2 protein-coding genes (1 of these 2 only partly in view) are annotated in these 12,185 nt (G+C 65.6%); both read left to right on the plus strand.

The window, feature by feature from the left end:
• On the plus strand, window positions 1–9,555 hold the full coding sequence (locus ACLEJQ_RS02955) for an amino acid adenylation domain-containing protein (protein ID WP_440792019.1): 9,555 nt from the start codon (window positions 1–3) through the stop codon (window positions 9,553–9,555).
• On the plus strand, window positions 9,552–12,185 hold the start of the coding sequence (locus tag ACLEJQ_RS02960) for a non-ribosomal peptide synthase/polyketide synthase (RefSeq protein WP_440792021.1). It continues 15,165 nt past the right edge of the window; only the first 2,634 of its 17,799 coding nucleotides appear in the window; its start codon is at window positions 9,552–9,554; its stop codon lies beyond the right edge, outside the window. The genes ACLEJQ_RS02955 and ACLEJQ_RS02960 overlap by 4 nt, the downstream gene beginning before the upstream one ends.

The raw sequence follows: 12,185 nt of genomic DNA on the forward strand, positions 1-12,185 counted from the left end.
ATGGTCGAAGCGCAATGCTATTTGTTGAGTTCTACCCAACAGTCCGTCTGGCTCGATCAACAGCTATCGCCCGATACCCCCTCCTACAACATCGGTGTCACCGTGGAAATCCACGGTGCGGTGGACCTTGCCCTGTTCACCACCGCATTGCGGGCCGTGGTGGCCCAGCATGACGCGTTGCGGTTGATCTTCAGCGAGCACGGCGGGCGCGTGACACAACGGGTTGACGACACCGTGCAGGGAGCCCTGAGCTGCCACGACTGGCGCGGCGATCCCCAGGCCCACAGCGCTGCCCTGGCCCGTATCACGCAGCTCAATCGTACCCCTTTCACCCTTTACAACCAGCCGTTGTGGGGCATGGAGTGGTTCCAGTTGTCGGACACCCATGCGTTGTGGAACAGCCGCTATCACCACCTGATCTGCGACGGCACTTCGGTGGGTCTGATCGGCCAGGCGGTGAGCGCGGCCTATAACGAATTGTTGCAGGGCCGGTCGCCCGTCATTGACCCGGAGTTGGCACGGGGCTATCGCGATTTCATGGCGCGAGACCAGGCGTTCCTCGACTCGACGCGCTACGCCAAGGCCCGTGATTACTGGCTCGAACAGTTTCCGGAACTGCCGGCGCCATTGTTCCAGCAGGCGCCGCAAGCCAACGTCGGCGAGCCGGTACCCAGCGCCCAGGCAATCTGGACCCTGGGCGGTGAGCACCTTGAGCGGTTGAGCCAATGGGCGAAAACCCAGGGAGCCACGCTGAGCCACAGCCTCAGCGCCCTGTTGGCCTACTACTTCAGCCGGATGACCGATCAACGCGAACGGCTGGTCATTGGCCTGCCCGTGCACAACCGCAGCAACCCGCTGCAAAAACGCACGGCCGGGATGTTTTCCTCGGTCCTGCCATTGACGGTGCCAGTCGACCCGGCGCTGAGTTTTTCCCGCGCCGTGCAGCACGTGGCCAGCCAGACGCTGCGCAGCTACCGGCACCAACGCTATCCGCTGCAAGCCCTGCATCGCGAGTTGCGCGCCCGCGCCGGTCACCCCGGCCATCTGTTCGAGGTGATGCTTTCAGTCGAACAATACCCGGGAGACGTTCACCTGGGGCCGGCACGATGTGCGCTGCGCACGTGGCACAACGGCCATGAGCGTTATCCGCTGGCCATTTACCTGCGTCATTACGAGGAGAAAACCGAGCCGTTCCTGGAGTTCAACTACGACCCACGATTGTTCAGCGCCGAAGACATGGCCGCACACCTGCGGCGTCTTCGACATTTGACCGAGCAGCTGCTGGCCGCCCCCGACCAGCCGCTGGCTGAGGCCTCGCTGCTGGACGCCGCCGAGCTGCAGCAAGTGCTTCATGGGTTCAATGCCAGCGTCCGTGACTATCCGGCCGATGAACCCCTGCACAGCCTGTTCGAAGCGCAGGTGCGGCGGCGTCCCGATGCTACGGCACTGCTCGATGGCGCACAGTCATTGAGTTACCGTCAGCTCGACCGCCACGCCGAGCGCCTGTCCGGGCATCTGGCAGCGCGTGGCATCCGAGCCGGTGACCATGTAGCGCTGGCTTTGCGACGCGGCAGCGCATTGATCGTATCGGTGCTGGCCATCCTCAAGCGCGGCGCCGCCTATGTGCCCATCGACCGAGATGCCCCGCCGGCCCATCAGGCGCGGGTTCTGGCCGATTGTGGCAGTGACTGGCTGCTGGTCGAAGGCGACGACAGGCCGGCGGTGCAAGGCGTGCAACTGATCGATGTCGCCGGATCATTCGAGGACGCGCCGAACCCGCCGCCGCAGCGCGCCGGCGCTGTCGCCTACATCATGTACACCTCCGGCTCCACCGGTGTGCCCAAGGGCGTGCAAGTGCCGCACCGGGCGGTCACCCGGCTGGTGCGCAACAACGGCTTTGCCGACTTCAGCGCCCAGGATCGCATCGCCCTCGCCGCCAACCCGGCCTTCGACGCCAGCACCCTGGAAATCTGGGGTGCCCTGCTCAACGGCGGCTGCCTGGTGGTCTGCCCGCGCCAGACCGTGCTCGACGCCGAGCGCTTGAATGAGCATCTGCTGCGCCATGAAGTCAGCGTGCTGTGGCTCACCGCCGGGTTGTTCCATCAGTTCGCCGACGCCCTGGCCCCGTCCTTCGCCGCCCTGCGCTTGTTGATGGTGGGCGGTGATGTGCTCGACCCGCGCTGCATCGAACGGGTGCTGCGCCAGTCGCCTCCGGGACAGTTGCTCAACGGCTACGGCCCCACCGAAAGCACCACCTTCGCCACCACCCACTGCATCACGCTAGAGGATGCGCTGGCAGGCGACATTCCCATCGGCCGGCCTATCGGCAATACCCAGGTCTACGTCCTCGACGAGCAGCGCCATCCGTTGCCCATCGGCGTCGCGGGCGAGCTGTACATCGGCGGCGACGGGCTGGCCCTCGGTTACCAGAACCAGGCGCAATTGAGCGAAGAGCGCTTCGTCGCCAACCCTTTCATTCCAGGGGCACGGCTGTACCGCACCGGTGACTTGGTGCGCTGGCGTGCTGACGGCGTGTTGATGTTCCTCGGACGCAACGACTTGCAGGTCAAGGTCCGCGGTTTTCGCATCGAACTGGGGGAAATCGAAGCTCAGCTCAAGGCTCTACCCGGCATCACTGAAGCGGTAGTGCGGGTCGATGCCCAGCAGCGCCTGTTGGCCTATTTAAGCGCGACTCAGGCTCAACAGCCCAATGAGCTGCGAGGCCGCTTGGCCACGGTGTTGCCCGACTACATGCTGCCGGCGGCCTTTGTGCAGGTGGGGGCTTTCAGCCTGACCGCCAATGGCAAGCTGGACCGCCGCGCCCTGCCCGAGCCGAGTGAAGAACACTTCGCCATGCAGCGCTACGAAGCGCCACAGGGGCCGGTGGAAAATCGCCTCGCCGAGCTGTGGGCGCAAACCCTCGGCGTGCCCCGGGTGGGACGCCAGGACAACTTCTTTGCCCTCGGCGGTCACTCGCTGATGGCCGTGCAACTGGTCGAGCAATTGCGGGCCGAGGGTTGGCACCTCGACATCGGGACCTTGTTCACCGCGGCGAACCTCCACCATCTGGCCCTGCTGCTCGAACACCCGGTGAGTCCAGCCGAACCCCACACGCCCACACTCACCTCGGGCATCGACCCGGACTGCCTGCGCATCATCCCGGACATGCTGCCCCTGCTAAACCTGCCGCAAACGCAGATCGACTCGGTCGTCGCGGCTGTCGAGGGCGGCACGGCCAACATCCTGGACATCTATCCACTGGCACCTCTGCAGGAAGGCTTGCTGTTCCAGCACCTGTTGCAGCCGGATGATGACGCCTACCTGCTGCGCGCCACGCTGGCCTTCGACAGCCACGAGCGATTGCAAGGCTTCGTCGCCGCATTCGACCAAGTGATCGCCCGCCACGACGTTCTGCGCAGCGCGGTCCTCTGGGAAGGCCTGGACGAGCCGGTGCAAGTGGTCTGGCGTAGCGCGAGTCTGCCGGTGCAACGACTCGCCGACGGTGAACGGTTCAGCGACCAACCGCTGGACATCCGTCACGCGCCCCTGGCGCGGGCCTTCGTGCGCTTCGACAGCGCGGCACAGCAATGGCAATTGCAACTGGTCCATCATCACCTGGCTATCGACCACGCTACCCTGGGATTGCTGTTCGCCGAGGTTCGTGCGCTGATGCTCGACCCGCATCGGCATCTGCCCCCGAGCGTGCCGTTTCGCCAGTTCGTCGCGCAGGCGCGCCAGCCCCATCGCCAGGCTAGCGCCGAGGCTTATTTCCAGCGCTTGCTCGGCGACCTCACCGAGCCGACCCTGCCCTACGGGCTGCACGACGTACAAGGCTCGGGCCGCGATAATCGTGAGGCCCAGCGCAGACTGGAGCCTGCTTTGGACCTGCGTTTGCGACGGTTGGCCAAGACTTGGGAGGTGGGTGTCGCGAGCCTGTTCCACCTGGCCTGGGCCCTGTTGATCGGCAAGACCAGCGGCCGTGACGAGGTGGTGTTCGGCACCGTGCTGTTCGGCCGTTTCAGCGCCGGCGAACAAGCCGAGCGCGCTCTGGGCATGTTCATCAATACCTTGCCGCTGCGCATCGACCTCGACGCGCCGCTACACACGGCCCTGCGGCAGACCCACGGCCGGCTGGTCGAACTACTTTCCCACGAACACGCCCCCCTGGCGCTGGCGCAACGGTGTAGCGCCCTGCCCGCCCAGACGCCGCTGTTTTCGGCGCTGCTGAATTTTCGTCACAGTCAGGCTCAACACAGTGCACAACCGGCGTTCGCGTTGCCGGGTGCGCATTGGCTGGGCAGCGAAGAGCGCAGCAACTACCCGTTCAGCCTGTCCGTGGACGACCTGGGCGACGGCTTCGTCCTGACCGGGCAGATCCATCATTCGGTTGACGCCAAGGCCGTGCTGGCCCACATGGTTCAGGCCCTCGAAACACTGGCACAGAACCTGGAATCGACGCCGACAATACGCGCTTGCACTTTGGACACATTGCCCGCCGCCGAGCGCGAACAGGTACTGGACGGGTTCAACTCCACCCACCGGGCGCACCCTCGCGACACCCTGCTGCATGAACCCTTCGAGCAGCAGGCGGCCCTGTATCCCGACCGAGTGGCGGCGCAGATCGATAGTGCCCAGGAGACGTCGCTCACCTACGCGCAACTCAATGGCCGCGCCAACCAACTGGCCCATGCCCTGCTGGCCGCTGGCGTGTGCCCGGATGACCGGGTTGCGATCTGCCTCGAACGCGGCCCCCAACTGCTGGTAGCCCTGCTCGCCACCCTGAAGGCCGGCGCGGCCTACGTGCCGCTGGACCCAGCCTATCCGGCGGCGCGCCTGCTACACATGCTCGAAGACAGTGCGCCGCGCCTGGTGCTCACCAGCCAAGCCGCGCACGGGCGTTTGCCGGCGTCGCCAGGCGCCGTTCATTGGCAGTTGGACTCGCCGCCGCTGGCGGAACGCCTGGGCGCCCTGTCCCTGGACAACCCAAAAGTCCCGCAACTGACCCCGGCGCACCTGGCCTACGTGATCTACACCTCCGGTTCCACGGGCCTGCCCAAGGGCGTGATGATCGAACACCGCAACGCCTGCAATTTACTGCATTGGGCGCTGGATAATTTCCAGGTCTTGGAGATGCAACTGAGCCTGTTCGCCACCTCGATCAACTTCGACTTGGCGGTGTTCGAATGCTTCGTGCCATTGGCTGCCGGCGCGACTCTGCAGCTGGTGGACAACGCTCTCTCCCTGGTGGCGCAGCCACGGCCCGTGACGCTGGTCAACAGCGTGCCCTCGGCAGTGGAGCAACTCGCCAGGATCGATGCCATCCCCGACACAGTCCGCGTCATCAACCTGGCCGGCGAACCGCTCAAGGCGCCGCTGGTGGAACAATTGTTCAGCCGCAGCGCAGCGCGTCGGGTATGCAACCTCTACGGCCCGACCGAAACCACCACCTACTCCACCTGGCTGTCGATGCGTCGCGAAGACGGCTATCTGGCCGGTATTGGTCGCCCCCTGGATAACACCCGGATTTACTTGTTGGACCCGCATCGCCAGCCAGTGCCGCTGGGCGTGGCAGGGGAAATCTACATCGGTGGTGCCGGTGTCGCGCGAGGCTATTTGAACCGCAGCGAGCTGACCAGCGAACGTTTCCTGCCCGATCCGTTCGTCGACGATCCCGCGGCGCGCATGTACCGCACCGGCGATCTGGGACGCTGGCGGGCCGACGGCCATCTGGAATACCTCGGGCGTAACGACTTCCAGGTCAAGGTGCGCGGCTTCCGCATTGAACTGGGGGAAATCGAGACCCAACTGCTCGGTCTGCCGGGTGTGCGTGAAGCGGTGGTGGTAGCGCAACCCGCGCCGTCCGGCGACCCGCGGCTGGTCGCCTACCTGGTGGCCGAGGATGCTCACGGGCCAATTCCCGACACGGCGGCTGTACGCGCTCATCTGGAACAACGCTTGCCGGACTACATGTTGCCTGGCACCTGCATTGTCCTGGAACACCTGCCCCTGACGCCTAACGGGAAACTCGACCGCCAGGCCCTGCCGATGCCCGGCATCAGCCTAGCAGACGGCAACAGGCAGCCACCCCGTGGCGACACTGAGCAACGTCTGGCGGCGATCTGGGCGCAGGTGCTCGGCCAGCCGGACATCGATCGCGAGGATGATTTCTTCAGCCTTGGCGGGCACTCGCTGCTCGCGGTGCAACTGCTCGAACAACTGCGCCGCAACGGTTGGAACCTGGACGTCCGCAGCGTCTTCGAGCGCTCGACCCTCGCCGCCCAGGCCCGGCGCCTGGAAGCATTCGAGCGCAGCGCCGCGCCCCGAGCCAGCGTCAGCGCCATCGTGCCCGCCTGCTCGCGCATCACTCCCGAGATGCTGGACCTGGTGGCGCTGTCCCAAGCGCGTATCGACCAGATCGCCGCGCAGGTGCCCGGCGGTGCGGCCAACATCCAGGACATCTATCCGCTGGGCCCGTTGCAAGAAGGCATGCTTTATCACCACCGAGCCCAGCGTGACGGCGATCGCTACGTGCTACGCAGCTTGCTGGCGTTTACCGACGAGGCCTGCCTGCAACGGTTCTGCGCCGCGCTGGAACAGGTCATTGCCCGGCATGACGCGCTGCGCACCCTGGTGCTCTGGGAGGATCTGGACGAGCCATTGCAGGTGGTGCTGCGGCACGTCTCCTTCACGCCCCGTCGCCTGGTGCTCGACGGTGATGATATCGCCGCCCGCTTGCACGCCAGCGCCGACCCGCGCCATTTCCGTCTCGACCTGCGCCAGGCGCCGTTGATGGAAGCACGCGTGGCCTTTGATGCCCCCCATGATCGTTGGCTGCTGTTGTTGCTGCATCACCATGTGGTGGTGGATCACACCTCTCTGGAGTTGATGGTCGAGGAAATCGCCCTGATCGAAGGCGGTCGTCAGGCCGAGTTGCCCGTACCCACCAGCCCCCGCGATCTGGTGGCCCAGGCACGGCGCCCGGAGGTGGTGGACGCCGCAGGCAAGTTCTTCAGCGAGCAGTTGGGCGACCTGGACGAACCGACCCTGCCCTTCGACGTCGACTTGCATGCCGATCCGCGCTGGCAAGCCTTGGAACACCGGCAAGCGTTGACCCCGGACCTGGCTCGCCGGCTGCGCCAACAGGCCCATGCCCATGGCGTGAGCGTGGCCGGTATCTGCCACCTGGCGTGGGCATTGGTGTTGGGGCGGCTCAGCGGCCGCGACGATGTGGTGTTCGGCACGGTGCTGTTCGGACGCCTGCAATCCGGTGCTCATGCGGATCGGACCCTGGGGCTGTTTATCAACACGCTGCCGTTGCGCGTGCGCCTGCAAGACAGCACCAGCGCCGTGCTGCAAACGGTCCAGGATGCCTTGAACGGTCTGCTCTGCCACGAACAGACCCCGCTGGCGCTGGCCCAGCGATGCAGCGCGGTGCCGCCCGGCACAACTCTGTTCAGTGCGCTGTTCAACTACCGCTACAGTCATGCCGGGCAGGCGAACATTGCCCAGGCGATGCCGGGAATGACCCTGCTGCACAGCGAAGAACGCACCCATTATCCTTTCAATCTGGCAATGGACGACCTGGGCGAAGGCTTCGAGCTGACAGCCCAGACCCACCCCGAACACGCGCCTGAACGGATCGTGGGATTCATGCTGCAAGCCCTGGAGTCGCTGGTAGAGACCCTGGCCCATGCAGACGGCACATCGGTGCAGCAATTGCGCGTGCTACCGTCCCAGGAAGAGACGCTTCTGGACCGCTTCAACCCGCCACCCACGGTTGCACCCGAAGGTACGTTGGCGCAGCGGTTCGCCGAACAGGCTGCGGCGACCCCGGACGCCTTGGCGGTGATCGACGAGCACCAGTCCCTGACGTTTCGTGAGCTCGACCGGCAAGCCAGTCGCCTGGCCCATCAATTGTTGGGCCACGGGCTGCGGCGCGGTCGGTTTGTCGCCGTCTGCCTGGAGCGCCAGGCGCATGCGGCGGTCGCCCTGCTGGCGGTGTGGAAAGCCGGTTGTGCCTATGTGCCGATGGATCCCGACTATCCGGCCAGCCGCCTGGCCTATCTGCTGGACGACAGTGCCCCCGCGGCGCTGATCACCCAGGAGCAGGTGCGCGACAGGCTGCCCGCCTTCACGGGCGGACCGTTGATCAGCCTCGACGCCCCTGGACAACATGACTGGCTGCAAACCCCGGCAGCGGCGGAAGCTGCGCCAGGCCCGCAGCCGACTGACCTGGCGTACATGATCTACACCTCCGGCTCCACCGGACAGCCCAAAGGGGTCATGGTCGAGCACCGCGCGGTGCTCAATCTGTGGGCCGGCCTGCGCGAGCGCTTGGACGACCTGCCCGCCAACAGCCGCTGCTCACTCAATGCATCGATGGCCTTCGATGCCTCGGTGCAGCAGCTTTGCCAATGGCTCAGCGGCCACTGCCTGGTGATGATCCCTAAACGCATACGCCTGGATGCCGGGGCGCTGCTGGATTACCTGCACCACCAGCAGGTCACCCTGTTCGATTGCACGCCGAGCCAGTTGCAAGCCCTGCTCACACACCGGCAGGCGCAAGGCATGCCACAGCCATTACCGTCGCGCATCCTGCTGGGTGGCGAGGCGGTGCCCGCCGAGCTGTGGACACAACTGGCCAATGAATCCGGCGTGCGAATACTGAATGTCTACGGGCCCACCGAGTGCACCGTCGACACCACCAGCGGCCGGCTCGATCAGCACGCACTGCCAAGCCTCGGCCAGCCGCTGCCCAATACCCGGGTGCAGGTGCTCGACGCACACGGTCGGCGCGTCCCGCAGGGGGTGGTTGGCGAGATTCATATCGGTGGCCTGGGCGTGGCGCGCGGCTACTGGAAGCGGGAGGCGCTCACCGGTGAGCGTTTCCTTGTCGACCCGTTTACCCGCGAACCCGGTGCACGCCTGTATCGCACCGGCGACCTGGGGCGCTGGGAGTCGGATGGCAGCCTCAGTTACCTGGGACGCACCGACTTCCAGGTAAAAATCCACGGGCATCGCATCGAACTGGGTGAAATCGAAAGCCACCTGCTGGCGCTGCCCGGGGTGCATCAGGCCGTGGTAGTGGGCCGTCCCGATCGCCACGGCGTGAACCGGCTGATCGCTTACTTGCAGGGCGACACACCGCCGACTCCAGGCCAGGCCCGCGCCGCCCTGAGCGAACATTTGCCCGACTACATGCTGCCCAGCGCCTATGTGCGTCTGGACCGGCTGCCGTTGACCGCCAACGGCAAGCTCGATCGCAACGCGCTGCCCGAGCCGGACGCCCAAGCGTTCGTGCAGACGCCCTACGAAGCGCCCCAGGGCGAAATCGAGGGTGTCATGGCCGCCCTCTGGTGCGAGCTGCTGAACGTCGAGCGGGTCAGCCGTCACGACAATTTCTTCGCCTTGGGCGGCCACTCGCTGATCGCCATGGGGCTGGTCGAGCGCCTGCGGCAGCACAACCTGCGGGTCGACATCAGCCAACTGTTCACCGCGCCGACCCTTGCCGGTCTGGCGGCGGTCACCACTTCATTGAAGGAACTGCTCCTGTGACTGCGGATCAATTGCTGGCCTTGCTCAAACACCGTGGCGTCACCCTGTCCCTGCGCGGCGATCAACTGTCGGTGGTGGCCGACGACGAAGTCCTGGCCGACCAGGCATTGATCGCACTGCTGCGCAGCCACAAACCAGCGCTGATCGAAGCGCTACGCCAACCCGTTACCCCGGCGGCCCGGACCAGCGGACTGCCTGTGGGGACTACCCATATCAGCCCGGCGATGCTCGACCTGTGCCAGCTCGATCAAGCGCAGATCGAAAGCATCGTCGCCAGCGTGCCCGGTGGCGCGGCGAATATCCAGGATATCTATCCCCTGGTACCGTTGCAGGCCGGCATTCTGTTCCACCATTTGCTGCAAGCACATGGCGATACGTATTTGCTCCACGTGATGCTGGCCTTCGATGACGAGGCCTGCTTGTTGCGCTTCATGGAGGCCCTGAACCAGGCCATCGCCCGTCACGACATCCTGCGCACCGCGCTGGCCTGGGAAGGCCTTGATGAACCGATGCAGGTGGTCTGGCGCCAGGCTGCGCTGACCTTGGAGCGGTTCACTACGGGCCAGGCCGATGTGCAGGCCGCGCTGCGGGCCTATACCGATCCGCGTCGGCAACGCCTGGACATGCGCCAGGCACCTTTGATGCGCGCAGTCGCCGCCGAGGACCCCGCCGGCGGGCGGTGGCTGTTGCAACTGCTGCACCATCACGCGGTCATGGACCACACCTCCCTGGAGCGACTGGTGGCAGAAGTCGCGGCGATCCAGCAAGGTCGCGTGGACCAATTGCAGCCGCCACAGCCGTTTCGCGATTTCGTCGTGCGCGCCCGCCAAGGCTTGAGCGAGGCGCAACACACGGCGTTTTTCAGCGAATTGCTGGGTGATATCGACGAGCCTACCGCACCATGCGGCCTGCTCGATGTACGCGGGGACGGTAGTCAGGTGCAGACGTTGGAGGCGCCGCTGCCGGTGGCGTTGAGTCGACGCATCCGCGAGCTGTCGCGGCGCCTGCAAGTCAGCAGCGCGAGTCTCTTTCACCTCGCCTGGGCGATGGTACTGGGCAAGACCAGCGGTCGCGACGACGTGGTGTTCGGCACGGTGATGTTCGGGCGCTTGTCGGGTGCTGCCGAGGCCGCCACGGCCATGGGCCTGTTCATCAATACCCTGCCGCTGCGGGTGCGTCTGGCAGTCCCTGTGGAACAGGCCCTGCAGCAAACCCACACCCTGCTCAGTCGACTGATCGCCCACGAACACGCGCCTCTGGCCCTGGCCCAACGCTGTAGCGCCCTGCCCAACGGCACCGCGTTGTTCTCGGCGCTGCTCAATTTCCGCCACAGCGCGAGCAGCGGCCAGACGCCTGCACTCGCTGGCATGCACGTGCTCGGCGGCGAGGAACGCACCAACTACCCGTTCAACCTCTCGGTGGACGACCTCGGCGAAGGTTTCTCACTGAGCCTGCAAATCGACCCTCAGGTCGGCGCCGCGCCGGTGCTCGGCTGGCTGAGCAGCGCTCTGGAAAACTTGCTGGACGCCCTCGAAAGGCAGCCCGACACACTGGCTTGCCACCTTTCAATATTGCCCGAGGCGGAACGCGAGCGACTGCTGCAGACCTTCAACGACACGGCCCGCGAACGGCCCGCCGAAGCCTTGCTGCATCGAGCCCTGGAACAGCAGGCCGCGCGTCAACCCGAAGCCATCGCCGCGCGTTTCGACGCCGCTGACGGTGCCGCGCCGTTGACCTACGGGCAACTCAATAGCCAGGCCAATCGCTTGGCCCGTCTGTTGCTGCAAACCGGAGTTCGCCCCGACAGCCGCGTGGCGATTTGTCTTGAACGTGGTCCGCACCTGCTGGTGGCCCTGCTCGGTATCCTCAAGGCTGGGGCGGCCTACGTTCCGCTGGATCCGGCCTACCCCCGCGAGCGTTTGGCGCATATGCTCGACGACAGCGCCCCGCGGGCGTTGCTGACGGTCGCCGCACTGCAATCGAAGGTGACGGCCAGCGATGGCTGCACACTGCTGTGCCTGGACGATCCGCAGACCCAGGCGCGCCTCGCTGAACAACCAGCCGACAACCCGGACCCGGTCCAACTGGGCCTGGGCGGGCATCACCTGGCTTACGTGATCTATACCTCCGGCTCCACCGGCACGCCCAAGGGCGTGATGATCGAGCACCGCAACGCCTGCAACTTGCTGCACTGGGCACTGCATGCCTTCGATGCCCACAGCCTGCGCGACAGCCTGTTCGCCACGTCGATCAACTTCGACCTGGCGGTCTTCGAATACTTCGTGCCGCTGGCCGCCGGCGCGACCCTGCACGTAGCCACCAATGCCCTGGCGCTGCTGGACCGCCCCGTGCCGGTGACACTGATCAACAGCGTGCCTTCGGCGCTCGATGCGCTGGTCGGCGCCCAGGCGATTCCCGCGTCGACGCAGGTGGTCAACCTGGCGGGCGAACCCCTCAAGCAGGGACTGGTGGAGCAAATTTTTGCCGACAGTGCCGTACAGCGGCTGTGCAACCTGTATGGCCCTTCGGAAACCACCACCTATTCCACGTGGGTGTCCATGGACCGGGATCAGGGCTTCGTGCCGGGCATCGGTCGACCGCTGGACAATACCCATGTGTACCTGCTCGAC

Origin of the sequence: Pseudomonas sp. SMV71 (assembly GCF_052042015.1) — a bacterium.
Classification (GTDB): Bacteria; Pseudomonadota; Gammaproteobacteria; order Pseudomonadales; family Pseudomonadaceae; genus Aquipseudomonas.